The sequence below is a fragment of the Terriglobia bacterium genome, assembly GCA_020073495.1.
GTDB lineage: Bacteria > Acidobacteriota > Terriglobia > Terriglobales > Acidobacteriaceae > JAIQFD01.
The window spans coordinates 384,029-409,668 of record JAIQFD010000001.1 but is presented as its reverse complement, the minus strand read 5'-3'; the positions used below and the strand labels follow the sequence as shown (position 1 = coordinate 409,668).

Here is a 25,640-nt window from a genome sequence, read left to right as displayed (position 1 = left end):
CGCTTTATATAATCGACACCAATGACCTTCCTCGAACTGCTGGACGGAGCGGACGTGCTCTTTCAGCAAGGCAATCCGGCCGTCAGCGGCTTGCAATACGATTCCCGGCGCATTCGTCCCGGGGACGTATTCCTGGCCATGCACGGCGAGACCACCGACGGGAATCGCTACATCGACAAAGCGATCGCTGCCGGCGCAGTCGCCGTGGTCACGGACTCAAAGGAAGAAAAGCCGCGCGAGAAGGTCGCCTGGGCGAAGATCTCCCATGGCCGGCGTGCCATGGGCCGCCTCAGCGCCAACCTCTATCGAAACCCTGCGCAGAAGCTGGCCATCACGGGCGTGACCGGCACCAACGGTAAAACCACCGTCGCTTTGCTCGTGGAATCGATCTTTCGCGCTGCCGGACGCCAGTGCGCGCTGGTGGGGACCATCGAGTACCACGTCGCCGGAGAGGTGCTAGCGGCGCCGCATACCACGCCGGAATCGCTCGAACTCAACCAGCTCTTTGCCAAGGCGGCGGGGCTCGGCGTCACCGAAACCGCCATGGAGGTCTCTTCGCACGCCCTGGCACAGCAGCGTGTCTTCGGCATCCCGTACGATGTCGCCGTGTTCACCAACCTCACGCGCGACCACCTCGACTTCCATCGCCACATGGACGATTACTTCGCCGCGAAAAGCGTTCTTTTCCAGGGCTGCGGCACCGAGCCTCCGCGCGTCAGCGTGCTGAATCTCGAGGACGAATACGGAAAGCGCCTGGCGAAGGCCAGCAGGTCGGCCGAGACTGTCACGTATGGCTTGGAAGGTGGTGACTTCCACGCGGCGGGCGTAGACATCAGCAGCAGCGGCACGCGCTTCGATATCGTCACCGGCACGACCACCATCCCCGTGTTCTCGCCACTGATCGGGCGGGTGAACGTCTTCAACATCCTGGCCGCGGCGGCCGCCGCTACCGCGCGCGGCTGCTCCTCGGAACAGATTGCAAAAGGTGTCGAGGCCCTGGAGCGCGTGCCCGGGCGTTTCGAGCGGGTCAATGCCGGGCAGCCGTTCTCGCTAGTGGTGGACTACGCGCATACCGACGACGCACTGCGCAATCTCACCGCGCTGGCGCGCGAGTTCGTCGGCGGACGCGGGCGCCGCGGGCGGGTGATCACCGTCTTCGGCTGTGGCGGTGACCGCGACCGCACCAAGCGGCCGCTCATGGGCGAGGCGGCGGGCAAGGGCAGCGATCTCGTGATCGTTACCTCCGACAACCCGCGCAGCGAGGACCCGCTCACCATCATCCAGGACGCGGTGGTGGGTCTCCAGCGCACCGGGACCAGCTACACGGTCGAGCCGGACCGCCGCAAAGCCATCGCACTCGCCGTCGGTGATGCGAAAGCCGGCGACATCGTTCTCGTCGCGGGCAAGGGCCATGAGAAGGTCCAGGTCACGCGCGATGGCGCCGCCCCGTTCGACGACGTTGAAGTCGCGCGCGAAGCGCTTCGCGCCGCCGGCTACGCCGCTGTGGGCGCGGCCAGGGACGGCAACACATGAAGCTGCCCCTGGCGCGCGTCGCCGAGTTCACACACGCGGTCGGCGAGTTCGACCGCAGCGCCGTCGCGGCCGGCTATTCCATCGACTCGCGCACCGTGCAACCGGGCGACCTCTTCTTTGCCGTGAAAGGCGAGCGCCTCGACGGGCACGACTTTGTCGAGCGGGCGCTGGCCACGGGCGCCATCGGCGCAATCATCGGCAAAGAACACGCCCCGCGCTACACGGTGAAGACTGGCCTGCTGGTCGTGGACGACACTCTCTCGGCGCTTCAGGCGCTGGGGGCGGCCGTGCGCCGTATGTGGGGCAAGACCGTGGTCGGGCTGACCGGTTCGACCGGCAAGACCACTACCAAGGAAGCCATCGCGCACCTGCTGGCCCTGCAGTACCGCGTGCTCAAGACCGAGGGCAATCTGAACAATCACTTCGGCCTGCCGCTCACACTGCTGAAGCTCGAGCCGGCCCACGACATCGCGGTCATCGAACTAGGCATGAACCACGCGGGCGAGATCACCGCGCTGGCCAGGATCGCCGCGCACGATGTCGGCGTGGTCACCAACGTGGCGCCCGTGCACCTGGAGTTTTTCGATTCGGTGGCGGCCATTGCGCGCGCCAAGTACGAGCTGATCGAAAGCCTTCACGCCGGCGGCACGGCGGTCCTCAACTGCGACGACGAATATGTCTCGCAGTTCGGCCGCGATTTCCACGGCAAGGTCGTGACCTTCGGTCTGGGTGCGACGGCCGACGTGCGAGCCGAGAACATCTTGCACCGCGGCGCGGAAGGGTCGGTCTTCGACATCGTGGTCGGCAGCGTGCGCGAGCGCGCCTCGCTCCCGCTCGTCGGCAAGCACAATGTCTACAATGCGCTGGCGGCCATCGCGGCGGCGCTGGAACGCGGCATCAAGCCCTCGGAAGCTGCGGCGGCGCTGGCCACGCTCCAGGCGCAGGATAAGCGCGGGCAACTGCTCGAACTGGGCGGCGCTACCGTCATCAACGATTGTTACAATGCCAACCCGAAGGCGATGAACGCCATGGTGGACGTGCTGGCAAGCATGCCCGCCAAGCGGCGCATCGTGGTTGCCGGCGAGATGCTGGAACTCGGACCCACGTCCCCCGAACTGCACCGCCGCACGGGCGCCTACATGGCGGAGCAGAAAATCGACGTCGTGGTCGGAGTGCGTGGATTGGCGACTGAGATCGTCGCCGCAGCGAAACAAGCCGGGCTCCGCGCCGAATTCCTGGAGTCGCCCGAACAGGCGGGCGAGTGGCTGGCGCGCGAGACGCAGCGCGGCGACGCGATCCTGCTCAAGGCTTCGCGCGGCGTCAAGCTGGAGCGCGCGTTGGATGCCTGGCGATCGCGCCTCGCAGACGCGAAGTAATAGACCGGGAACACGGGATGGCATGGGCGGCGGCCCCCTATCCATGTAACACTTGGGCGAGAGCCCCTGCGGGCAGAGGCGGAGAAACGATTTGCTCTATTGGCTGCTGTACCAGGTACTTCAACCGCACTTCGGACCGTTCCGCCTTTTCCGTTACCTTACCTTCCGCACCGCTTTCGGCAGCCTGACCGCGTTGTTCATGGCGCTCATCGTCGGACCCTCCGTCATCCGCCAGCTCCGCGAGTTCCAGATCGGCCAGTACATCCGCGAGGAAGGCCCCAAGGCGCATCAGAAGAAGGCGGGAACTCCGACCATGGGCGGCGTGCTCATCTGCATCGCCATCGTGGTGCCGACCATGCTCTGGGCCGACCTGAGCAATCCCTTCGTGTGGGTCGCGGTGATCGCGACCATAGCCTTTGGCTCCATCGGCTTCGCCGATGATTACTTGAAGGTCGTCCACCATCGCAACCTGGGACTTACCGGGCGCTCCAAGCTGATGCTCCAGATACTATTGAGCACCATTATCGCGGTCGTGCTGGTGTTGCTGCAGGCACGAGGGAACTACTCGACGCACCTGATCGTCCCGTTCTTCAAGACCTACCGCCCGGACCTGGTGATCAGCGCGCTCCTCCACAATCCCTATCTCTGGCCCATCGCCTTCCTGCCCTTCATCGGCTTTGTGGTCATCGTCATCGTCGGTTCGAGCAATGCGGTCAACCTGACCGACGGATTAGACGGCCTGGCCATCGGCTGCACCGTCATCGCTGCCGGCGCTCTGGCCGTGCTCACGTACGTCAGCGGACACGCCGCGTTTGCCTCCTATCTTGAGCTTCAACGGATGCCCCAGGTCGCGGAACTCACGATATTCTGCGGCGCGATGGTGGGCGCGGCCATCGGATTCCTCTGGTACAACGCGCATCCGGCCGAGATCTTCATGGGCGACGTAGGTTCTCTGGCGCTGGGCGGCGCCATCGGCACGGTCGCGGTCATCATCAAGCAAGAGCTGCTGCTGCCCTTCATCGGAGGCATCTTCGTGATCGAGGCGCTCTCGGTCATCATCCAGGTGGTCTCCTACAAGACGCGCAAGAAGCGCGTCTTCAAGATGGCCCCGCTGCACCACCATTTCGAGCTGCTGGGCTGGTCGGAATCGAAGATCATCGTGCGCTTCTGGATCGCCTCGCTGGTGTTTGCACTTTTTGCTCTGACCACGCTGAAGTTGCGCTAGCCGCGCGCGCGCGTGGCACAATGCGGATGGACGAGTATGGACGTTAAGGGAAAACGGGTCCTGGTGGTCGGGCTGGGTAAATCGGGCGTGAGCTCCGCGCTCTTCCTGAAAGAGAGAGGCGCGCGAGTCACTGTCTCCGACGCCAAAACCGAGGAGCAGCTGCGCGAGGCAATTCCGCAGCTTCTGGATAAGGGGATCGCGGTCGAGGCCGGGGGGCACGGCGAGCGCACCTTCCGCGACCAGGACCTGATCGTGGTCAGCCCGGGCGTTCCCAGCGACGAGCCGCACCTGGTGCAGGCACGGGCGGCGGGCATCGCCATCATGGGCGAGGTCGAGCTGGCCTCGCGCTTCCTGCCCGGGCACATCATCGCCATCACCGGTTCGAATGGAAAAACGACGACCACCGCGCTGATCGGCGAGGTCATCTCCTGGGGCGGCTACGAGACGCTGGTCGGCGGCAACATCGGCACGCCCGTGATCTCCCTGGTGCCGGAAGCCACGTCGGATACCTACAACGTGCTCGAGATCTCCAGCTTTCAGCTAGAGACCATCGAGACATTTCATCCCCAGATCGCGGTCGTCCTGAACATCACGCCCGACCACCTCGACCGCCATCACACGATGGAAGCCTACATCTCCGCCAAGGTGCGTATCTTCGAGAACCAGACCCCGAGCGACCATGCAGTCCTCAATGCCGACGACCCCGAATGCGCGAAGCTGGGCGGCCGCACCAAGGCCAAGGTTCTTTGGTTCAGCCGCAAGAAAGAAGTTACGGAAGGCGCCTTCGTTCGAGGCAGCAAGATCTTCTACCGCGATGCCGACAGCGGCGAGCAGGAGGTCATGGCGGTCGCCGACATTTCGCTGAAGGGTACGCATAACGTGGAGAACGTCCTGGCGAGCGTCTGCGTCGGGCGCATCGTCGGATGCGAGCCCGGCCGCATCCGCAAAGCGGTGCAGGAGTTCAAAGCGGTCGAGCACCGGCTGGAATACGTGGCTACCATCCGCGGTGTCGAGTTCTACAACGACTCCAAGGCCACCAACGTCGACGCCACCATCAAGGCGCTGGAATCGTTTCCCGCCAACATCCACATCATTCTGGGTGGCAAGGACAAGGGCAGCGACTACTCGGTGCTCAACCCGCTGCTGAGGGAGCGGGTGAAGCGCGTATACACCATCGGCGCAGCGGCTGGGAAGATCGAGCAGCAGATCACCGGCGCCGCCGAGATCGTACACGCCGAGACGATTGAGAGCGCCGTCAAGCAGGCTTCGCAGCACGCCGCCGCCGGCGACATCGTCCTGCTCGCGCCCGCCTGCGCCAGCTTTGACCAGTTCACCAGCTACGAGCATCGTGGCAAGGTCTTCAAGGACTTGGTCCAGGCGCTGGCCGCCAAAGGAGCCGCCTAGATGGCCAAGCGCGTCAGCGTGGACAAGACGTTGTTCGCGGTCACGCTGGTGCTGGTCTTTATCGGTCTGGTGATGGTCTTCAGCGCCTCCGCGGTGATGGCCAATGAGCGCTACGGCTCCGCCTACACCTTCTTATTGCGCCAGTTCGCCTGGGCGGTCGCCGGCATGCTCGTGATGTGGGGCGCGATGAATGTGGACTACCGCCGCTTCAAGCATCCGGCGGTGGTCTTCTCGTTGTTGAGTGTCACGATGCTGCTCTTGGTAGCTGTCTTCTTCCTCGACCGTTCGCACAACACGCACCGCTGGATCCGTTTGGGCATGTTCTCGTTCCAGCCTTCGGAGCTGGCGAAACCCGCCATCATCCTGTTCCTCGCGTACTTCCTGGAGAGCCGGACAAAGGCCATCGACGACTGGCGCAACACGCTGCTGCCCGCCGTCATCCCACCCCTGGTGCTGGCAGTCCTCGTCGTCCGGCAGCCTGACTTGGGCACGACCATCGTCTGCCTGGGCATCGCCGCGGTGGTGCTGTTCGTCGCTGGGATGCGCTTGCGCTACTTCGCCTACGCTGTCGCGGCCTCGCTGCTCCCGCTGTATTTCCTGGTATTCCGTGTGAAGTGGCGGTACGACCGCATTCTCGCCTTCCTCAATCCGTATGCCGACCCGCAGGGGCGCGGCTTCCACATGATCCAGTCGCTGATCGCGGTGGGCACCGGCGGCGTCAGCGGCCTCGGCCTGATGGAAGGGAAGCAGAAGCTCTTTTATCTTCCCGAGCCGCATACCGACTTCATCTTCGCCGTCACTGCGGAAGAACTCGGGCTAATCGGATCGCTGGTGATCGTGAGCCTGTTCGGCGTCTTCCTCTACCGCGGCATGCGCACGGCGCTCGCCACCGACGATCTCTTCGCCAAGTTCCTGGCCACCGGTATTACAACCATGATCGTGGCCCAGGCGTTCTTCAACGTCAGCGTGGTCCTCGGCCTGATGCCCACCAAGGGCATCCCGCTGCCCTTCATCTCCTACGGCGGATCGTCGCTGTTCGTGACGCTGGCCTGCGTCGGCGTGCTCCTCAACATTACGCAGCAGACGGACTGACATGCGCGCCGTGATCGCCGGAGGAGGAACGGGCGGGCACGTCATCCCCGCGCTGGCCATTGCTCACGAGCTGCGCGAGCGCTACCACGCCGAGGTTCTGTTCATCGGCACGGCGCGCGGCATCGAGACCCGGCTCGTGCCCCAGGCCGGATACGTGCTGGAACAGATAGAGGTTGGCGCGCTGAAGAATGTGGGCCTGGCAACGCGCCTCAGCACCCTGCTGGCTCTGCCCCGGGCCATCGTGCGCTCGTGGATGATCCTGAGCGAGTTCCGGCCGGATGTGGTGATCGGCGTTGGCGGATACGCCAGCGGCCCGGGGATGCTCGCGGCTGCGTTCAGCGGCCGCCCCACGCTCGCCTTCGAGCCCAATGTCGTACCGGGATTCGCGAATCGTGTTATCGCTCCCATGGTCTCGGCCGCGGCCGTGCATTTCGAGGAGACCTGCAGCTACTTCCGCAACTGCCACGTCACCGGCGTGCCTGTGCGCCGCGCCTTCTTCGACATTCCGGCGAAGCAGGGCGGCAGTCCGACGCTGCTGGTCTTCGGCGGATCGCAAGGCGCCACCGCCATCAACCGAGCGCTCAAGGAGGCTCTTCCCGCGCTCTACCAACGCGTCCCCGGACTGCACATCGTCCACCAGACCGGCGAGCGCGACTTCCAGGAAGCGCAGCGCGTGTACCTCGAGGCGGGCGTGTCGGCCGAGATATTTCCCTTCATTGAGCAGATGCCCGAGGCCTTCCGCCGCGCCGACCTGCTGCTCTGCCGTTCCGGCGCCAGCACCGTTGCCGAGATCACCGCGGCAGGGAAGCCGGCCATCTTCGCCCCCTTTCCACACGCCGCCGACGACCACCAGCGCCGCAATGCCGAAGCGCTGGAACGCGCTGCGGCCGCGGTTCTTCTGCCTGAACCAGAGCTCACGCCCGAGAAGCTGACGGACACCGTGGCCTCGTTGCTGAATGATCCGGCGCGCCTGGCCCGCATGTCCCAGGCCGCGCGCACTCTCGCTCATCCCAACGCCACCCGCGAGATCGCCGCCCTCGCCGCCCGCCTCGCCGGCTGGTCCGCCGCCACAGCGTGACCTGCTACGCCCGGTACGCGACAGTGTTAGGCTATCTTCTTTACTCAACTGAGTACTGAGTACCGAGTATCGAGTACTGATGTTCGCCAAACTCCAACGCGTCCATTTCGTCGGCATCGGCGGCATCGGCATGAGCGGCATTGCCGAGGTCCTGCTCACCCTCGGCTACAAGGTTTCCGGCTCTGATCTGAAGCGCTCCGGCCTTACGGACCGCCTCGAGAAGCTGGGCGCTACCATCTTCGAAGGACACCGTGCCGAGAACGTGCTCGGTGCCGAGGTCGTGGTCACCAGTTCAGCCATCGCCGGGGACAATCCCGAGGTCGCCGAGGCCCGCCGCCACCACGTCCCGGTCATCCAGCGCGCCGAGATGCTGGCCGAGCTGATGCGCCTGAAGTACGGCATCGCCATTGCCGGCATGCACGGCAAGACCACCACCACGTCCATGGTCGCGGCCGTGCTCGCGGCGGGCGGCCTCGATCCGACCGTGGTCGTGGGCGGCCGCGTGGACGCCATGGGCTCCAATGCGCGCCTGGGCAAGTCCCACTACCTGGTCGCCGAAGCCGACGAGAGCGACCGCTCGTTCCTCAAGCTCTCCCCAATCCTTTCGGTCGTCACCAACATCGATCGCGAGCACATGGACTGCTACCGCGACATGGACGACGTGGAGCGCTCCTTCATCGAGTTCATGGACCGCGTGCCCTTTTACGGCATGGTCGTGCTCTGCAACGACGACGCGCGTCTCCGCGGCCTGATTCCGCGCGTGCAGCGCCGCATCGTGACCTACGGCACGCTCCCCGATTCCGATCTGCACATCGCGTCGGTCGAGACCGGGCTGGGCGCCGACCGCCCCTTGAGCCAGTTTCGCGCCGTTTACCGTGGCGCCGATCTCGGAGAATTCCACCTTCACGTTCCCGGCACGCACAACGTGCTCAACGCGGGCGCGGCCATCGCCGTGGGCATCGGCCTCGACGTCTCGCCCGGACACATCCGCAGCGCGCTCTCCAGCTTCCGCGGCGTGGATCGCCGGTTCCAGCTCAAGGGACAAGCCGCCGGCGTCGCCGTCGTCGACGACTACGGCCACCATCCCACGGAGATCCGGGCTACGCTGGCCGCCGCGCGCCAGTGCGGATACAAGCGCGTCCATGTCGTCTTCCAGCCCCACCGCTACACCCGCACCCACTTGCTGATGGACGAGTTCGGTACTGCCTTCCGAGACGCCGACTCGGTCTTCGTGCTCGACATCTACGCCGCCAGCGAGGCGCCGATCGCTGGCGTCTCCGGCGAGCGTCTTGCCCGCCACATCGCGGAGTTCGGCAACCCCAGCGCCATGTATGTTGCTTCGTTCGCCGACGCGGCAACGGCTGTCGCTGCGGTCGCTCAGGACGGCGACATGGTGCTCACCCTTGGTGCCGGCAACGTCTCCCAACTCGCGCAACAGATTCTGGAGAAGCTCGCCGCGCGTGATCTCCGCGTTGCGACAAAACCTGCTGGCGGCTGACCGGCTGCGAAATATCCACAGACCACCCAAAAATCCCTGTCTCAAATTGCAACGAAAGCAGTTATAGTTGCTGCCACGGCGATGTTTCCCTCCAAAGTCGGGAATGGCGCGCGATAACGGTCAGTTCACGCGAGAAGACGAACGGCTGCCCCGGCCTCCAGCCGGAGCGGTGCGCGACGCCGTTGACGAAATCGAAGAAACCGATGCCCGCCTGATCGACCTCGAGAACGAAGAAGAGTCTCCATTCCTGCGCGGCCAGAAGCGGGTGCCGGTGCGCCGTGGGCCGCTGCCGCGCAGGACGGCGCGGCGGGTCAAGATCGCCGCCATCGTCCTGCTCGCGGCCGCCGTCGTGGGCGCCGTCGCTACTGTGCTCTACCGCTATGGCGCACACTCCTGGCGCTTCCGCCTCGAGTCCAGCAGCAACCTTGAGATCCGCGGCACCCACAACGTCACTCGCGCGCAGGTGCTCGAGGTCATGGGATCGGACATCGGCCGCAACGTCTTCTTCGTTCCGCTGTTCGAGCGCAAGAAGCAGCTCGAGGACATCGCCTGGGTGGAGTCGGCCAGCGTCATGCGCCTGCTGCCCGACCGCCTGCGCATCGAGATCAAGGAGCGCACGCCCGTCGCTTTCGTCCAGATCGGCTCACGAGTTTCTCTCATCGACGCTTCCGGTGTCGTGATGGACATGCCGGCCACCCGGCAGACGCACTACTCGTTCCCGGTCATCACCGGCATGCAGGAATCCGAGCCACTTTCCACCCGCGCCGCGCGCATGAAGATATACTCCGCCCTGGTGCGCGACCTCGACTCCGAGGGCGGCAATTATTCGTCGGCGCTCAGCGAGGTGGACCTCTCCGATCCCGAGGACGTGAAGATCATCGTGCCCGAAGCCGCAGGCGCGGTGCTCATCCACATGGGGTCCTCCGAGTTCCTGCGCCGTTACAAGACCTTCATCGCGCACGTCGCCGAGTGGCGGCAGCAGGTGCCCGGCCAGAAACTGGACTCCGTGGACCTGCGCTACGAGGGCCAGATCATCGTCAACCCGGACACGAAAGCCGTGCCCGCGGCCCAGGCGCCCGCACCGCCGGCGGCCACCCGGGCACGGGGGACCAGGCATTAGGGCCATGAGCAAGGACCAGCAGAACCTGTTGACGGCAATTGACGTGGGCAGCGCCAAGACCTGCGCGCTGGTGGCCGAACTCACCGATTCCGGGCCGCGCTACCGCGGCCACGGCATCTACGAATCGCGCGGCTCGCGCAAGGGCGTCATCGTCGACCTGGAGAAGGCCGTGGTGTCCGTGCAGAAGGCCGTCGAAGAAGCCGAGCAATCCGCCGGGGTGGCGGTGGAGCGGGCGTTGGTCGGCGTGGCCGGCGCCCACGTGCGCGGCGTCAATAGCCGCGGCGGCATCAATGTAGGGCGCTCTCGCGAGATCACCCGCGACGACATCCGCTCCGCCGTCGAGCGCGCCCGCTCCATCACCCTGCCCCCCGACCGCGAGATCCTGCACCTGCTGCCGCAACAGTTCATCCTCGACGAGCAGGGCTCCATCCGCGATCCCGCGGGCATGCTCGGCTCCAAGCTCGAGGTCCAGGTGCACGTGGTGACCGCGGCCTCCACCGCCGCGCAGAACATCATCACTTCGCTGAACCGCGCCGGCATCCACGTGGACGACACCGTCTTCGAACCGCTCGCCGCTGCGGACGCCTGCCTCAAGGCCGACGAGCGCGAGCTGGGCGTCTGCTTGGCCGACATCGGCGCGGGCTCCACCGACATCATCGTCTTCCACGAGGGCGCCGTCGTGCACACCGGCGTAGTGCCCATCGGCGGCGACCACTTCACCAGCGACGTCGCCGTCGGCTTGCGCACCCCGCTTTCCGACGCCGAGAAGATCAAGAAGCTGTTCGGCTGCGCCGTGGTCAGCAAGGTGCCCGAACAGAACGAGATCGAGGTCACTGCGGTCGGCGACCGGCCCTCGCGTCTGATGCCGCAGCGCTTCCTCTCCGAGATCATCGAGCCGCGGGCCCGCGAGCTGTTCGAGATGCTGCGCGACAACCTGCGCCATGCCGGCGTGCTCGACCTCTGCAGCGCGGGGATCGCGCTCACCGGCGGCGGCTCTCGCCTCAACGCCCTGCTCGAGGTCGCCGAGGACGTCCTGCGCCGGCCCGGGCGCAAGGCCGTCCCGCTGCCCATCTCCAAGATGCCCTCGCAGCTGGCCGAGCCCGAGTTCGCCTGTTCCATCGGAATGATCTTTTACGGAAACCGTGCCCGGCTGGCCCGCGGCACACAAGACAATAGCTTCACCTCGAAGTTGAAAGCGCTTTTCGCGAAGCGAGCCTGACGGAGTGGGGAATGACTGACAAGAGCGATATCCGCATCGAGTTCGGCGAAGACCCGCGCAACAACGCCAAGATCAAGGTCATCGGCGTGGGTGGCGGCGGCGGCAACGCCGTCAATCGCATGATCGACGCCCATCTCGAGGGCGTCGAGTTCCTGACCGCCAACACCGATCTTCAGGCGCTGCAACTGTCGCGCGCGCCCATCAAGATCCAGCTCGGCGTGAAACTGACCAACGGGCTGGGCGCCGGCGCCAACCCGGAGATCGGACGCAAGGCCGCGCTCGAGGATGCCGACAAGATCATCGAGGCGCTCGAGGGCGCGGACATGGTCTTCGTCACCACCGGACTCGGCGGCGGCACCGGCACTGGCGCCGCTCCCATCATCGCCTCGCTGGCCAGCGAGATGGGCGCACTCACCGTCGCGGTGGTCACCAAGCCGTTCGCCTTCGAGGGCAAGCGCCGCATGACCCAGGCGGAGCGCGGTCTCGCCGACCTGATCGACTCCGTGGACACCACCATCGTCATCCCCAACGAGAAGCTGCTCGCCGTGGCCCAGAACGCGGGCTTCTTCGAATCGTTCCGCGTGGCCGACGACATCCTGCGCCAGGCGGTGCAGGGCATTTCCGACATCATCACCATTCCCGGCATCATCAACCGTGACTTCGCCGACGTGAAGGCGATCATGCAAGGGATGGGCTACGCCGTCATGGGCACCGCGCAGGCCAGGGGCGAGCGGCGCGCCATCGAGGCGGCCAACCGCGCCATCGCCTCGCCGCTGCTCGAGGCCGGCGCCATCGACGGCGCCCGCGGCCTGCTCATCAACATCACCGGCTCCAGCTCGCTGAAGCTGGCCGAGGTGAACGAGGCCTCCACCATCATCCAGAGCGCCGCCCACGAGGACGCCAACATCATTTTCGGCGCGGTGCACGACGAGAAGATGAAGGACGAGGTCAAGATCACGGTCATCGCCACCGGCTTCAAGACCGACCACCTGCCCAAGCGGGAGAAAGTGACGGCGGCGCAGGCCGCCATCGCGCAGGCGCGCCAGCAGTCGTCCTTCGTCCCCGCCGGGCCGCGGCCGGTGGCCCCGCCTCCGCCCATCGCTCCGCCCCCCGCGCGCGCCACCGAGCGTACCCAGGCCAACATCCCGCACCGCGAGACACCGTCGCTCGATGCGGTGAAGGATTCGGTGAAGGGAAGCGTGGAGCAGGACGATCTGGACGTGCCCGCCTTCATCCGCAAGCGCGGCGAGCACCACTGAGGATTGAACCGCAGAGAACGCTGAGAACGCAGTGAGAAGTGGATTTGACTCTCTGCGACCTCTGCGGTCTCTGCGGTCGAATCTTCTTCGCCGAGACTTGCAGGAACCTCAAAGGTTACCCCCGGAATCAACCTGGTCAATGTTACTGCCATAATCTGGGCGCTAGCATCGCCTGTGCTATGGAAATGCGGGCCTTACTCCTCTGCGAGGAATCGGAATCCATCTATGTCCTCAGCGACGTGCTGGGCGACCTTGAAGTAACGGTTGAGCTCTGCCACGATCGCGACCAGGCACTCGACCGCCTGGTGCACGAAAGATATGAGGCGGTCATCGTGGACTGCCAGGTCGCCGACGCCTCCGACCTGCTGCGCTATGTGCGCCTGACCGGCGACAACAAGAACGCCATCAGCCTGGCGCTGGTTGAGAACCTGGCCGCCATGCAGGGTGCGCTCGATAATGGCGCCAACTTTGTCCTCTGCAAGCCGATGGCTCCGGAACCGGTGGCGCGCACCATCCGCGCCATGAAGGGGCTGATCTTCCGCATGGGACGCCGTTCTGTCCGTGTGCAGGTACAGACCCTGGCGTTCGTCGAGATGAATTCTCTTTCCGAGCAGGCCATCATCCTCGACCTGAGCGAGGGTGGCATGGCCATCCAGGCGCTTGCGCCGGTGGAAGCCAGCAAGGTGTTGCAACTTCGCTTCGATCTGCCCGGCACCAAAAAGCGCCTGCAGGTCAGCGGCGAGATCACCTGGGCCGACGCCTCCGGCCGCGCCGGCATCCGCTTCGTGGACGTTCCCGAGCAGTGCTCGAGCGCGCTGAAGGACTGGATCTTCGTCAACACCGTCGCCCCCTCGCGCATCGCCATGCCCAGCCGGTACCGGGACGCGGATACGCCACGCGACTTCGCCGCCAGCATCCACGTGGCGCCCAGCACGCTGGGCTCGGATGACCATCCCGCGTTGCTCTCTCTTGCCGCCGAGAACACCGCGGAGCGCATCTTCGGCACCTGCGTGGACGGCGTGATCGTTCTCGCTGCCACGGTGCTGTTCGGCGTGCTGGTCTTCGAATTCTCCTCCAGCGTCCCGCAGTCCAAGCTGGCCCTCCCCATCGGCCTGCTGGTCCCCTGCCTGTTCTGGCTGGCGTACCACTACATTTTCATGCTCGATTCCCACGGCACCCCGGGCACGCAAGTGGCACGCCTGGGGGTGAAGGAAGGCGAACTCGAGCCGCTGACCCGGCGCCAGCGCGTGGCCAACGCCGTGGGTCTGTTGCTCGCCGCTTTGCGCCAGAGGCTCGGGGAGGTCCACGAACAGGTTCAGGAGAGAGGATCGTCGGTGGTCGGCGAGCGTGTTTCCATGGGGCCCATCACCATCAGTCCCATCCGATAGTGGCCGGTGGCTGATTCTCCAAACCACTGACCACTGTCCACTCTTCCCGCAACTCTGAGCCGAGCCGCTGCATCCATCGCTTACGGCCATTTTTCTTGAAACAAGTGTGCACTTTTCCGTTGAACTCGCGTGTGCTGCTCTCTTACTATCGCGAAAGCTCTGCCATTCTCTCCGGGACAGATCCCTTTGCTCGCAAGATGTGGGCGGGGTGTCTGTCGGGCGTGGGGTACGCAGCAGGTTATGGGGTCGAACTAGGGCATAGGGAGTAATGAAAAAAATTCTATCGATTCGGGTCGTTCTGGTACTGGTCGCGGCGATGATGTGGTGCGCCGCCGCCCTTGCCGCGAGTTCCACCGACAGCGCCGCTAATTCGAAGTCCCGCTCTTCTGGTTCTTCTACCTCGTCCATCGCCGAGAATCCGAAGGCCAGCACGAAAATGACCCGGCTGAAGCACAGCCGCAAGAGCCGTCGGCGTCGCTACTACGAGCGCTTTTACACCAGCTCCTACGTCGACGACGTGACCGCGGGCGACGTCATCGCGGGCGAAGACCCGGTGGTGCGCCAGGCTGCGACCGAGGCCCTGGGCAACATGAATGGCACGGTTGTGGCCATCGACCCCACCAGCGGACGCGTTCTGGCCATGGTCAACCAGAAGCTGGCGCTCTCCGAAGGCGCCCAACCCTGCTCCACCATCAAGTTGGCCGTCGCCTTGGCCGCCCTGAGCGAGCACGTCATCGACAAGGACACCGAGATCCGCCTTGGCCGCCGCGTGCGCATGAATCTGACCGAGGCCCTCGCGCACTCCAACAACGCGTACTTTGAGAACGTAGGGCGCCGCCTTGGCTTCGACAAGGTGCACCACTACGCCCAGCTTTACGGCCTGGGCGAAATGGCTGGATGGAACATCGAGGGCGAACACCTTGGCGTCTATCCCACAGAAGTGCTCGACGCCAGGCTCGGCGGGGTGGGCAAGATGTGCTCCTACGGCGACAGCATCTCCATCACGCCGCTGCAACTGGGCGCGCTGGTTTCAGCCATCGCCAACGGCGGCTCGCTCTACTACCTCCAGCACCCGAACTCTCCCGCGGAGGTGGCTGGCTTCCAGCCCAAGCTGAAGCGGCAGCTCGACATCGCGCCGCTGGTTCCTGAGATCGCCGACGGCATGGCCGGCGCCGTCGAGTACGGCACCGCGCGCAGCGTCCGCTACAACTTCAGCGAGGAAGAGATCCTGGGCAAGACCGGCACCTGCTCCAAGGACGGCACACGCTTCGGCTGGTTCGCCAGCTACTCCAACACTCAGCACGGCCGCATCGTCACCGTGGTTTTCCTGCAAGGCGGGCGTCCCACCTACGGCCCCAAGGCCGCCGAGATCGCCGGCCGCATGTACCGCAATCTCTACGACCACAGCTTCTTCACCGAAACCAAGGCAACGTCCTCCAATCGCACTCCCGCGCAGTCGGCCGGCTCGACGCAATGATTCCGTAGAAACGCCCGTCAGGGCGTCTCCTCAATGACTAAGGCCTCCGCCAGCGGAGGCCTTCATATTTCCGGCGCAACAAAAGGCCGCGTCCCCGCGGCCTCTCTGACAACTGACAACTGACGACTGAAAACTACTTCTTCCTCTCGTCCCCCGCGATCTTCCCGTCCTTGATGTGGATGATGCGGTGCGCGTACTCGGCGATGTCGTGTTCGTGAGTGACCAGCACGATGGTGTTGCCCTGCTGGTGCAGGCGGTCGAACAGCGCCATGATCTCGTTGCCGGTCTTCGAGTCCAAGTTCCCGGTCGGCTCGTCGGCCAGGATGATGGAGGGACTATTCACCAGCGCCCGCGCGACGGCCACGCGCTGCCGCTGGCCCCCCGAGAGCTCGTTCGGCTTGTGCATCATGCGGTCTTCCAGGTCTACTAGGCGCAGCGCCTGCTTCGCTCTCTCGATGCGCTCGTGCGACGGCGTGCCGTTGTAGATCAGCGGCAGCTCCACGTTGTGCAGCGCCGTGGCCCGCGCCAGCAGGTTGAAGGTCTGGAAGACGAATCCGATCTCCTTGTTGCGGATGCGGGCCAGCTCGTCGTCATCCATGTCGCTGACCAGGCTGCCGTTCAGCCAGTACTTGCCCTGGGTGGGCGTGTCCAGGCAGCCGATCAGGTTCATCAGCGTCGACTTGCCGGATCCCGATGGCCCCATGATGGCGACGTACTCGTTGCGTTCGATCTTCAGGTCCACGCCGCGCAGCGCGTGCACCTGCTCCGAGCCCATGTCGTACGTCTTCCAGAGGTCTTCGGTGCAGATCATGCAGTGGTCCGGCGGGGGTTGCAGCCCGGTATCGCTCTGATTCAAGACTTCTGTCGCCATCCGCTTCTCCTCGTCCACCTGTTCCTCGTCCTGTAAGGCGCGCTGCCTTACGACTCTTTTTCCTGGGCCTTTACGGTGTTGTCCACCTTGACGCTCGCTCCGTTCTTGAGCGTGCGCAGCACCTTGTAACTCCCGGTGACGATCTCGTCGCCGTCCTTCAGGCCGTTCAGGACCTCGATCTCGGTCACGCCCGTGATGCCCGTGTCCACCTTCACGAACTCGGCCTTCTTGTTGCGCACCACGAACACGCCCTGGATCTCTTCCTTGTCCTTCTTCGGCGTCGGGCTGGCGGCCTGCACCGATTCTCTCTTGTCCTTGGCCTCGAGGTCGGCCTTCTGCCGGATGGTCAGCGCCTGGATGGGGATCACCACCACATTTGACTTCGTCGCCGTCGTGATCTTGGCGGTCGTGGACAGGCCGGGGCGCAGGTTCGGGGGCGGATCATCCAGGGTCACCACCACCTTGAAGTCTTTGGCCTCCTGGCTGCCGGTCGTGGTCTGCGTCGTCGCCACCCCGGTGGAGCGCACGATCGCATTGTCGCCGATCTGGGTCACATGCCCCTTGAACGTCTTGCCCGGCATGGCGTCGATCGTCACCTCTGCCGGCTGATTCAGTTTCACGTTCACGATGTCGGTTTCGTCAACTTTCACTTCGGCTGTGATCACCGACGTGTCCGCCAGCGTCATCAGCGTGCTGCCCGGCGCGTTCTGGATGCCGATCACGACCGTCTCGCCCTGGCGCACCGGCAGGTTGGTGATGAGACCGTCGTAGGGGGCGGTGTAGATGGTCTTGCTCAGGACGTCGGAGGCCGAGGTCAGCTGAGCCCGTGCCTGGCTGATGCGCACGTGGGCCGCATCGCGCTGCGCTTTGGTCTGCACGATCCGCGCCTGTGCCTGCGAAAGTCCGGACGCTGCCATCTCCCACGTTGCCTTCTTCAGGTCGTAGTCCGCCTTGGCGATCAACCGGTCCTTGTACAGCCCGTCGGCACGCTCGTAGTCCAGTTTGGCTCGCTCCGCATCGGCCTTGGCGCGGGCCAGGTCGGCCACTGCCGTGTTATAGGCCGCATCGGCCGCAGTCGCGTCCCCCGCCGTCGCCTCCAGCCCTGCCTTCATGCCGGCGACGTTCGCCTCCGGCTGCACGTTCTCGATCTGCGCCAGCATCTGGCCCTTCTTGACCCGTTCGCCTTCCTGCACATAGAGGTTCGTGATCTTGCCGAAGGCGTTGGCGCCGATGTTGACGTAGGTCAGGGGTTTGATCTCCCCCGAGGCCGTCACGATGCTGGCCAGGTCCTCGTGGATGACCTTGCCCGTCTGTACCGTCACCACCCCCGCCTGGGTTCGCGAGTAGATGGCGCCGGCGACGATCAGGACCAGCAAGACGATGCCGGCGATGATTGCGATCTTCTTCCAGTTCTTCATCGTTCCTCTATACATACAAAGCCGCGGTGCGAGCGAGGGCCCGCTCTGTAATGTACTAACGTTCGCGCCGTCGGAAAAGTTCCCTCCCAACCGACCCGCATCGGCGAAATCTGGGGGCGTCTATTCCTTCCCGATTATATCGGCTGGAGCGCGCCGGCGCACCCGTTCCTCCCCCTATAGACGGGCCCCAGTCCGTTATGTCACAAGGGTTTGTGAGCCGTTTTCAGCCGCATCGGACGCGCCCCCGCGCCTTGCTTTCCATCCCTCAAGAACCTAGAATTGGCATCCAGACTCTCCCCGAGGTGTCTTTCTTGAGGTTTGTTGGGCGTTCGATTTCCGTCCTTTTAGCAGGCATCTTGGCGCCCGGGATGGCGCTGGCTCAGGACGCCTCGAAACCACCGGCAACCTCTTCATCCCAAGGCAAGGCCGCTACCTCCCAGTCCGATCAGCAGGTCGACCCGCTGAAGCGTCCTCCTACCCCCGAGCAGAAGAAGCAGCAGGAGAAAAAGCTCAAGCAGGAGCTCGAAGGCACTTACAAGAAATGGCTGAACCAGGACGTCGCCTGGATCATCACCGACGAGGAGCGCACCGCCTTCAAGCAACTCTCCAACGACGAGGAGCGGGACCAGTTCATCGAACAGTTCTGGCTCCGCCGCGATCCCACTCCGGACACCGTCGAGAACGAGTACAAGGAAGAACACTACCGCCGCATCACCTACGCCAACGAGCACTTTGCCTCGGGCATTCCCGGCTGGAAGTCCGACCGCGGCCGCATGTACATCATGTATGGCCCGGCCGACAACATCGAGACTCATCCCTCCGGCGGCTTCTACCAGCGCCCCATGGAAGAGGGTGGCGGCAGCACTTCGACCTTTCCGTTCGAGGTCTGGACCTATCGTTACCTGGAGGGCATCGGGCAGAACATCGAGATCGAATTCGTGGACCCGAGCATGAGCGGCGAGTACCAGATGACCCTCGACCGCTCCAAAAAGGACGCGCTCCTCCACGTCCCCAACGCCGGCCTGACCTTGTATGAACAGATGGGCATGGCAAACAAGGCCGATCGCTTCACCGGCGGCGGGCTGGAGAGCCTGGGCGCCTCGCCGTTCAACCAGAATCTGCAAAGCAAGCAGTTTGACCGCCTGGAGACATTCGCCAAGCTCAGCCGGCCGCCCACGGTCAAGTTCAAAGACCTGGAAGAGGTCGTCACTCACAAGATCAGCGTCAACCTGCTGCCCTTCGAAGTGCGCGCCGATTTCGTGAAGGTGACCTCCGACACCGTGCTGGTGCCGATCACTATCCAGGTGAAGAACAAGGACGTCACCTTCGTCAACAAAGACGGCGTGCAGCGCGGAGTGGTGAACATCTTCGGCCGGGTCACCACCCTCACGGGCCGCATCGCCCAGACCTTTGAGGACACGGTCCGCGTGGACGTGCCCGCCGAGCTGCTTCCCAAGACCATCGAGAATTCCTCGGTGTACTGGAAGGCGCTGCCGCTGCGTCCCAATCTCTACCGGGTGGACATCGTTCTGAAGGACGTCAACGGCGACCGCGTGGGTACGTGGAGCCGCGGCATCCGCGTCCCCGACTTCGGCGATGACAAGCTGGCCAACTCGACCCTCATCGTGGCCGATCAGATGGAGCCCGTGCCATCCCGCAACGTGGGCTCCGGCAACTTCGTGATCGGCACCACCAGGGTGCGCCCGCGCGTGGATGGCGCCGATGGCAAGCCCGCCACCTTCAAGCGGATCGCCGGCCAGAAGGTCAACTTCTGGATGCAGATCTATAATCTCGGCATCGACGAGCAGAAAAAGAAACCCTCGGCCACCATCGAGTACGACATTGTGAACACTTCGACCAAGAAAGAAGTGGTCAAGCAGGTCGAATCCACCGAAACCATGGGCAACGTCGGCGACCAGATCACCCTGCTTAAGAGCCTGCCCCTGGACAAAGTGGAGCCCGGTCTGTACCAGATCACCATCAAGGTGAGCGACAATGTCTCGAAGCAGACGGTCACTCCCACGGCCAGGTTCATTGTCGAGTAAGCCCGGCAACGCCGGAATCGGATTGGGGTCTCCGCCATGCCATGGGGGTGACAGGGCGGGGAGGAGGTAGCTAGGATGGCTCGCAAGCTCGGACTCGTCGCATTGCTCTTGGCGATCTCCTTGCCTGCGTGTGCCGGCGGCAAGCCCGCCACGATCTCCGGCTTCGTGCGCACCTCCACCGGCTCGCCCCAGATGGGCGCCGCCGTCGAGATCGCGGCCGGTCCATCCGCCCGGGTCGTCTTCACTGACGCGAAGGGACATTTCTCCGCCGCCGACCTTGCGCCCGGCACCTATGACGTGCGCGTCACCGCGCCCGCATTCCTGCCCTCCATGCGCGAGAATGTGAGCGTCGCTCCCGGCGCCCACCTCATCATCAACCTCACGCTCAACACGTTGTTCGAGGCGGCCCAGTTCCTGCCCGCCCGGCCTCGTGTCTCCGAGGACGACGACGACTGGAAGTGGACCCTGCGTTCATCCGCCAACCGGCCCATCCTGCGCGTGCTGGACGACGGACCGCCCGTGCTGGTCAGCGAGCAGAAGAGCGACGACCGCCGTCTCAAGGGCCAGGTCGTCTTTCTCGCCGGGTCGGAGGCGGAAGGCTTCGGCGCCGCTCCCGCCATGGGCACCGCTTTTAGCGTCCAGCAGTCGATCTTTTCTTCCGGCACACTCTCCTTCGACGGCAACCTGGGATACGGCAACGGCCCCGCTGGCGTGGTGCGCGCCGCATACAGCCACCGTTTCTCCAACGGCTTGCACCCCGAGTTCGCCCTTACCGTCCGTCGCTTCGGCTCCCCCGGCAACACCATCGCGGACGGCGCCCTCGAGGCCCTGGCGCTCAGCGCCACCGACGGCATCACTCTGGCAGACGTCGTAGAGCTGAACTATGGCGGCGAACTCCAGACTGTCCAGTTCGGGCAACGCGTCTCCGGCTTCCGACCCTTCGGCTCCGTGGCCGTCCATGTGACGTCCGGCACCATCGTGCAGTACCGCTACGCCACTTCGGAGCCGGATATGCGCGGGGCCAAGGGATTCGACACCGCGCCCGCCGACCTCAGCGAGTCCGGGCCGCGCATGTCGCTGGCCGAGTCGCAGCCCGCGCTGGAGCGCGCTCACCACCACGAGCTATCGCTCTCGCATCGGCTCGCTGGCAACAACTTCCAGGTCGCGTTGTACTCCGACCAGATCAGCAACGCCGCGCTGGTGGGCGTGGGGGACGTGACCGCGGCGTCTAGCGACTTTCTGCCCGACGTCTACTCCGGCACCTTCACCTACAACGGCGGCACGCTCTCTACCAACGGCGTCCGCGTGGTGTACTCGCGCAAACTGGCCCAGGAGCTCACTGCGACCGTGGACTACGCCTTCGGCGGCGTGGTCGCCCTCGACCGCTCCGCCGCCGATTGGGAGAGCGTCCAGGCATCGCTGCACAACGAGCGCCGTCATGCTTTCACCGGCAAGATCGCCGGCGGCATCCCCCGCTACAAGACGCGCTGGATCGCCTCCTACAAGTGGACCAGCGGCGGAGCGCTCACTCCGGTGGATCTGTTCAATGCTTCGCCCGGTCAGGCCGACCCCTACCTGAACGTGTTCCTGCGCCAACCGCTTCCCACCTCCTCATTCCTGCCGGGACGCATGGAAGCGATCGTTGACCTCCGCAATCTCCTGGCGCAGGGCTACATCCCCGTCCTCGCCCAGGACGGCCAGACGGTGTACCTCGTCCAGTCCGCCCGCTCTATCCGCGGCGGCCTGTCCTTCACCTTCTAGCCGGTTTCCCCTTGCGTTCCCTCGTAAAAGCCTTCGTGTTCTTTGGTGTTGAGATCTTAACGTTGACGCCGCGGCTCGCTTCCCATTAGGCTTTCGCGCGCCATGTCCAAAGACAAGTTTTCCCGCCGTGATTTTGCCCGCAGTGCGGCCCTGGCCGCCGCCACTGCTGCCGTCCTTCCACACGATCTGCTCGCACAGCAGGAAAAGGCGGCCGCCAAGCCGCCGGAGAAGCCTCCCGAGAAGCCCAAGCTCTCGCCCGAACTCCAGGCCGAGGCCGAAGCCCGCATCCAGAACCTGCTTCGCAAATACGGCGACCGCTTGACCGACGACCAGAAGGCCGAGGTCCGCAAGAACATCACCGAGGGCATGTCGGGCGTCGAAAAGCTCCGCGCCTTTCCGCTCGATAACGCGGACGAACCAGCCACCGTTCTGCACCTGGTGAGGAGCGCGCAATGATCGGCGAAGACGTCCTCTATCTTACCGTGGCCGAACTGGGGGAGCGCATCAAGACCCGCAAGCTGTCCTCCACCGAACTCACTCAGGCATATCTGGACCGCAGCGCCAAGCTCGGCGCCAAGCTGAACTCTTACGCCACACTCACCCGCGATCTCGCTCTCCAGCAGGCGCAGGCCGCCGACAAGGAGGTTGCGGCAGGGAAGTATCGCGGCCCGCTGCACGGCATCCCCTATGCCGCGAAGGATCTGCTGGCGGTGAAGGGCTATCCCACCACCTGGGGCGCCAAGCCCTACGCCAACCAGAAGTTCGACTTCGATGCCACCATCATCGAGAAGCTGAACCAGGCCGGCGCCGTCCTACTCGGCAAAGCTGCCATGATCGAATTGGCCGGCGGCATGGGATATCGCTTCGCCTCCGCCTCCCTGCAAGGCCCCGCCAAGAACCCCTGGGACGAAACCTGCTGGACCTGCGGTTCGTCCAGCGGCTCCGGCGGCATCGTCGCCTCGGCACAGGCGGCCTTCGCCATCGGCACCGAAACCTGGGGATCCATCGTCTGTCCCTCGGCCTTCTGCGGCGTCTCCGGACTGCGTCCAACCTATGGCCGCGTCTCGCGCCACGGCGCTATGGCCTTGGCATACTCCATGGACAAGATCGGCCCCATGTGCCGTGCGGCGCAGGATTGCGCGCTCGTGCTCGCCGCTATCGCCGGACACGATCCTCTCGGTCCCGGATCTCTGCCCGGACCGAACGAGGCGCGCTTCGAGTTTCGTGCGACCCTCGACCGCAAGAAACCGCTGCGCATCGGCTGGCTCACCAACCAGTGGAAGAAGGTGTCGCCCGGCATCGAATCGGCGGTGAACGCCGCGAAAGAGGTTCTCGCGAAGAATGGGCCGCAGTTTCAGGACATCGCTCTCCCCGAAGGCCCCTGGGAAGCTGCCGCCGGCACCATCATTTCCGTCGAAGGCGCTGCCGCTTTCCACGACCTCATCGAATCCGGGCGTGTCTCTGAGCTGGTCGACCCGGCAGGGAAGATCGGCGGCTACGTCTCCCAGCAGATCCCCGCTTCCGACTTCATCCGCTCCAATCGCGTCCGCGCCATTTGCCAGAAGAGGATGAGCGAGATTTTCAAGAAGGTGGACGTGCTCGCCGCCGCATCGCTGCCTGCCACCGCCACCAACATCGAGGCCAACCTGGACGAGGCCCTTGATTTTTCGGATCCCATTGGCGGCATCGGCAACATGTGCGGCCTGCCCGCGATCAGCGTCCCCTGCGGTTTCGAAGGCGGCAAACCCGTCGGCATCCAGTTCGTTGGCCCCGTACTTGGCGAACACGCAGTGCTCGCCGCCGCAACCCTCTTCCAGCGGCACAGCGATTGGCACCGCAAGAGACCGCCCATCGGCTGACCCGCGTATAATTTCGTTGGCGTAGAGACGCCCGTCAGGGCGTCTCTCTTAACGAACACCAATCTGTACGCAGGAGCACACTTATGAGCTACAGAGCGGTCGTCGTCGCATTCATCCTTTTTCTTCCGATCGTCGTTTCAGCCCAGCAGCCCGCCGCGGCGAAACCCTCCGATTGCGTGACCTGCCATAAGGGCGTCACGCCCAACATCGTTTCTGACTGGGAATTGTCGAAGCACAGCAAAGGCGGCATCACCTGCGACGTCTGTCACGGCGACCAGCACCACTCCGCCAAGGACGTTGACCAGGTCAAGATCCCCACCCCCGATACCTGCGGCGCCTGCCACGATCGCCAGCTCGCGCAGTTCACCAAGGGCAAGCACTCCTTTGCCTGGGCCGCGATGAAAGCCATGCCCACCATCCATTATCAGCCCATGGCGCTCATCGAGGGCATGAAGGGCTGCGGCGGCTGTCACAAGATCGGCCTCAAGACTGACCAGGAGATCAAGGAGCTTCGCCAGACGACGGGCGGCTTTGGCGTCGCCTCCTGCGACTCCTGCCACACGCGCCACACTTTCTCCGTCGCCGAGGCCAAGCAGCCCGAGGCCTGCCAGACCTGCCACATGGGCTTCGACCACCCGCAGTGGGAGATGTACTCCTCGTCCAAGCACGGCGTGCGCCATACGCTGATCGCGACCAAGGCCATCCCCGAAACCTCGGCCGCACCCACCTGCCAGACCTGCCACATGCAGAACGGCGACCACGGTGTGCGCACCGCTTGGGGCTTCCTCGCCGTCCGCCTGCCCATGCCCGATGACAAGCAGTGGGCCGCCGACCGCGCCGTCATCCTCCAGGCACTGGGTGTGCTCGATCCTGCTGGCAAACCCACCGCCCGGCTCGACGTAGTGAAGGCCGCCGAAGTGGCACGTCTCGACCAGAACGACTGGCAGCAGGAGCGCGACAAGGCGCTCAAGACCTGTAACCAGTGCCACTCTTCGAACTTCGCCAAACAACAGTTGGCCAAGGGCGACGACATGATCCGGGAAGCCGACCACCTTTTGGCCGAAGCCATCCGGGCGGTCGCGGCGCTCTACAAGGACGGCGTGCTCAAGAAGCCGGCCAATTACGCCTACCCATTCCCCGACCTGCTGACCTTCCACGACGCCCCCACCGTGATCGAGCAGAAGCTCTTCGTCATGCACCTGGAACATCGCATGCGAGCCTTCCAGGGCACCTTCCACCAAAGTCCGGACTACGCTCTCTGGTACGGCTGGAGCGAGATGCGCCGCGACCTCACCGAGATCAGGGATCTGGCCGAGCAGATGCGCAAGGGCGCTGTCCCGGCGGTGCGGGCGCCCGCCCCGCGCGCGGTGAAAAAGCCGGCCGTACCACCTGCGCCGGCCAAGAAGCCCGTTGCGCACTAGTCCGTCATGTTCCTTCGTGCGTCCTTGTGTCCCTTGTGGTGAGGGGATCGATCCCGGCGCCCGATCCCCGTGCTCGTCCCTTCGGACCAGGTCACAGATTCATGTGACCGCCGTCCTCCCCTGCGGGGCCTGCTCCGCACTAGGCTGCCTGCGAGGAGGCCGGCCATGAAACGCTTCCTGTTCCTTGTCGTCCTCGTTCTGGCTATTCCCCTCGATGCCCAGGCCCCGCAACCTCGCTATGGGCTGGAAGACGCCCCCGGGCCGCGCATGACCAAGCGCGCCTTGATCCGTGTAGTCCCCATGCGGCAACTCCAAGAAGAGCAGGCCCAGACCGCTGAGATCCTAGACCTCCTGCGCACCATGGCAATGACGCGGGTGCATATCACGAGCGGCGATCCAGTCATCCGCCAGCAACTGGAGTTGGAATCGCGCTTGTCGGACGCCGTCCGCTTCCATCTCGATCACGACACTTCCGACGATGGCAAGGACGGCACCGCAGTCGCGGTTCAGCGGAAGCTGAACTCCATGGAAGGACAGATGATGTGCGGTGCCTGCCACGGCGGGGCCGGCACACAACTGGGCGCGCTCCGCTAGCA

General features: G+C 64.7%; 20 protein-coding genes. 18 read left to right on the top strand and 2 right to left on the bottom strand.

Annotation, left to right across the window (positions count from 1 at the left end; genetic code table 11):
• Positions 1 to 21 precede the first annotated feature (21 nt).
• The 12 genes from LAN37_01885 to LAN37_01830 all read left to right on the top strand — a co-directional run bounded on the left by LAN37_01885 (position 22) and on the right by LAN37_01830 (position 15,669).
• Complete coding sequence (locus LAN37_01885) at positions 22 to 1,533, top strand: UDP-N-acetylmuramoyl-L-alanyl-D-glutamate--2,6-diaminopimelate ligase (protein MBZ5645955.1); 1,512 nt, start codon at positions 22 to 24, stop codon at positions 1,531 to 1,533.
• Complete coding sequence (locus LAN37_01880) at positions 1,530 to 2,909, top strand: UDP-N-acetylmuramoyl-tripeptide--D-alanyl-D-alanine ligase (protein ID MBZ5645954.1); 1,380 nt, start codon at positions 1,530 to 1,532, stop codon at positions 2,907 to 2,909. Before LAN37_01885 ends, LAN37_01880 begins: the two co-directional genes overlap by 4 nt.
• A 91-nt stretch (positions 2,910 to 3,000) precedes the next feature.
• Positions 3,001 to 4,134: a phospho-N-acetylmuramoyl-pentapeptide-transferase gene (mraY, locus tag LAN37_01875; protein MBZ5645953.1), complete on the top strand. Its 1,134-nt coding sequence runs from the start codon at positions 3,001 to 3,003 to the stop codon at positions 4,132 to 4,134.
• 36 nt (positions 4,135 to 4,170) lie between these two features.
• Positions 4,171 to 5,538, top strand: coding sequence for a UDP-N-acetylmuramoyl-L-alanine--D-glutamate ligase (gene murD / locus LAN37_01870; GenBank protein ID MBZ5645952.1), 1,368 nt, complete (start codon positions 4,171 to 4,173; stop codon positions 5,536 to 5,538).
• Positions 5,539 to 6,630, top strand: a complete 1,092-nt coding sequence (gene ftsW / locus LAN37_01865; GenBank protein ID MBZ5645951.1) for a putative lipid II flippase FtsW — start codon at positions 5,539 to 5,541, stop codon at positions 6,628 to 6,630.
• 1 nt (position 6,631) lies between these two features.
• Complete coding sequence (gene murG, locus LAN37_01860) at positions 6,632 to 7,708, top strand: undecaprenyldiphospho-muramoylpentapeptide beta-N-acetylglucosaminyltransferase (GenBank protein ID MBZ5645950.1); 1,077 nt, start codon at positions 6,632 to 6,634, stop codon at positions 7,706 to 7,708.
• 79 nt (positions 7,709 to 7,787) lie between these two features.
• On the top strand, positions 7,788 to 9,206 hold the full coding sequence (gene murC, locus LAN37_01855) for a UDP-N-acetylmuramate--L-alanine ligase (GenBank protein MBZ5645949.1): 1,419 nt from the start codon (positions 7,788 to 7,790) through the stop codon (positions 9,204 to 9,206).
• Between the two features lie 103 nt (positions 9,207 to 9,309).
• The gene (locus tag LAN37_01850; GenBank protein ID MBZ5645948.1) at positions 9,310 to 10,326 is read left to right on the top strand and encodes an FtsQ-type POTRA domain-containing protein; all 1,017 of its coding nucleotides are present in this window, start codon (positions 9,310 to 9,312) and stop codon (positions 10,324 to 10,326) included.
• Between the two features lie 4 nt (positions 10,327 to 10,330).
• Complete coding sequence (gene ftsA, locus LAN37_01845) at positions 10,331 to 11,545, top strand: cell division protein FtsA (GenBank protein ID MBZ5645947.1); 1,215 nt, start codon at positions 10,331 to 10,333, stop codon at positions 11,543 to 11,545.
• 11 nt (positions 11,546 to 11,556) lie between these two features.
• Entirely contained in the window at positions 11,557 to 12,804 is a 1,248-nt protein-coding gene (gene ftsZ / locus LAN37_01840; protein MBZ5645946.1) for a cell division protein FtsZ, read from the top strand.
• Positions 12,805 to 12,989: 185 nt separating this feature from the next.
• The gene (locus LAN37_01835; GenBank protein MBZ5645945.1) at positions 12,990 to 14,192 is read left to right on the top strand and encodes a PilZ domain-containing protein; all 1,203 of its coding nucleotides are present in this window, start codon (positions 12,990 to 12,992) and stop codon (positions 14,190 to 14,192) included.
• Positions 14,193 to 14,460: 268 nt separating this feature from the next.
• Positions 14,461 to 15,669 (top strand): penicillin-binding protein, encoded by a 1,209-nt coding sequence (locus LAN37_01830; protein MBZ5645944.1) that lies wholly within the window; start codon positions 14,461 to 14,463, stop codon positions 15,667 to 15,669.
• A 133-nt stretch (positions 15,670 to 15,802) separates the two neighbouring features.
• Here the strand turns inward: LAN37_01830 and LAN37_01825 are convergent, their stop codons facing one another.
• Together LAN37_01825 and LAN37_01820 are read right to left on the bottom strand one after the other, a co-directional pair.
• Positions 15,803 to 16,480: an ABC transporter ATP-binding protein gene (locus LAN37_01825; protein MBZ5645943.1), complete on the bottom strand. Its 678-nt coding sequence runs from the start codon at positions 16,478 to 16,480 to the stop codon at positions 15,803 to 15,805.
• 107 nt (positions 16,481 to 16,587) lie between these two features.
• The gene (locus LAN37_01820; GenBank protein MBZ5645942.1) at positions 16,588 to 17,958 is read right to left on the bottom strand and encodes an efflux RND transporter periplasmic adaptor subunit; all 1,371 of its coding nucleotides are present in this window, start codon (positions 17,956 to 17,958) and stop codon (positions 16,588 to 16,590) included.
• 368 nt (positions 17,959 to 18,326) lie between these two features.
• On the opposite strand from LAN37_01820, the gene LAN37_01815 reads away from it, so the two are divergent.
• The 6 genes from LAN37_01815 (at position 18,327) to LAN37_01790 (ending at position 25,638) form a co-directional block, all read left to right on the top strand.
• Positions 18,327 to 20,003, top strand: a complete 1,677-nt coding sequence (locus LAN37_01815; protein MBZ5645941.1) for a GWxTD domain-containing protein — start codon at positions 18,327 to 18,329, stop codon at positions 20,001 to 20,003.
• Positions 20,004 to 20,078: 75 nt separating this feature from the next.
• Complete coding sequence (locus LAN37_01810) at positions 20,079 to 21,764, top strand: carboxypeptidase-like regulatory domain-containing protein (protein ID MBZ5645940.1); 1,686 nt, start codon at positions 20,079 to 20,081, stop codon at positions 21,762 to 21,764.
• 102 nt (positions 21,765 to 21,866) lie between these two features.
• Complete coding sequence (locus tag LAN37_01805; GenBank protein MBZ5645939.1) at positions 21,867 to 22,220, top strand: hypothetical protein; 354 nt, start codon at positions 21,867 to 21,869, stop codon at positions 22,218 to 22,220.
• Entirely contained in the window at positions 22,217 to 23,623 is a 1,407-nt protein-coding gene (locus LAN37_01800) for an amidase (protein ID MBZ5645938.1), read from the top strand. The genes LAN37_01805 and LAN37_01800 overlap by 4 nt, the downstream gene beginning before the upstream one ends.
• Before the next feature lie 83 nt (positions 23,624 to 23,706).
• On the top strand, positions 23,707 to 25,044 hold the full coding sequence (locus tag LAN37_01795) for a cytochrome C (GenBank protein MBZ5645937.1): 1,338 nt from the start codon (positions 23,707 to 23,709) through the stop codon (positions 25,042 to 25,044).
• A gap of 165 nt (positions 25,045 to 25,209) precedes the next feature.
• A complete protein-coding gene (locus tag LAN37_01790; GenBank protein ID MBZ5645936.1) occupies positions 25,210 to 25,638 on the top strand; it encodes a hypothetical protein in 429 nt (142 codons plus the stop codon).
• Positions 25,639 to 25,640 lie beyond the last annotated feature (2 nt).

Coding starts and splice junctions, on each gene's coding strand:
- LAN37_01885 (MBZ5645955.1), top strand. CDS start 22: ATGACCTTCCTCGAACTGCTGGACGGAGCGGACGTGCTCTTTCAGCAA.
- LAN37_01880 (MBZ5645954.1), top strand. CDS start 1,530: ATGAAGCTGCCCCTGGCGCGCGTCGCCGAGTTCACACACGCGGTCGGC.
- murD (MBZ5645952.1), top strand. CDS start 4,171: ATGGACGTTAAGGGAAAACGGGTCCTGGTGGTCGGGCTGGGTAAATCG.
- ftsW (MBZ5645951.1), top strand. CDS start 5,539: ATGGCCAAGCGCGTCAGCGTGGACAAGACGTTGTTCGCGGTCACGCTG.
- murG (MBZ5645950.1), top strand. CDS start 6,632: ATGCGCGCCGTGATCGCCGGAGGAGGAACGGGCGGGCACGTCATCCCC.
- murC (MBZ5645949.1), top strand. CDS start 7,788: ATGTTCGCCAAACTCCAACGCGTCCATTTCGTCGGCATCGGCGGCATC.
- LAN37_01850 (MBZ5645948.1), top strand. CDS start 9,310: ATGGCGCGCGATAACGGTCAGTTCACGCGAGAAGACGAACGGCTGCCC.
- ftsA (MBZ5645947.1), top strand. CDS start 10,331: ATGAGCAAGGACCAGCAGAACCTGTTGACGGCAATTGACGTGGGCAGC.
- ftsZ (MBZ5645946.1), top strand. CDS start 11,557: ATGACTGACAAGAGCGATATCCGCATCGAGTTCGGCGAAGACCCGCGC.
- LAN37_01835 (MBZ5645945.1), top strand. CDS start 12,990: ATGCGGGCCTTACTCCTCTGCGAGGAATCGGAATCCATCTATGTCCTC.
- LAN37_01830 (MBZ5645944.1), top strand. CDS start 14,461: ATGAAAAAAATTCTATCGATTCGGGTCGTTCTGGTACTGGTCGCGGCG.
- LAN37_01825 (MBZ5645943.1), bottom strand. CDS start 16,480: ATGATCTGCACCGAAGACCTCTGGAAGACGTACGACATGGGCTCGGAG.
- LAN37_01820 (MBZ5645942.1), bottom strand. CDS start 17,958: ATGAAGAACTGGAAGAAGATCGCAATCATCGCCGGCATCGTCTTGCTG.
- LAN37_01815 (MBZ5645941.1), top strand. CDS start 18,327: ATGGCGCTGGCTCAGGACGCCTCGAAACCACCGGCAACCTCTTCATCC.
- LAN37_01810 (MBZ5645940.1), top strand. CDS start 20,079: ATGGCTCGCAAGCTCGGACTCGTCGCATTGCTCTTGGCGATCTCCTTG.
- LAN37_01805 (MBZ5645939.1), top strand. CDS start 21,867: ATGTCCAAAGACAAGTTTTCCCGCCGTGATTTTGCCCGCAGTGCGGCC.
- LAN37_01800 (MBZ5645938.1), top strand. CDS start 22,217: ATGATCGGCGAAGACGTCCTCTATCTTACCGTGGCCGAACTGGGGGAG.
- LAN37_01795 (MBZ5645937.1), top strand. CDS start 23,707: ATGAGCTACAGAGCGGTCGTCGTCGCATTCATCCTTTTTCTTCCGATC.
- LAN37_01790 (MBZ5645936.1), top strand. CDS start 25,210: ATGAAACGCTTCCTGTTCCTTGTCGTCCTCGTTCTGGCTATTCCCCTC.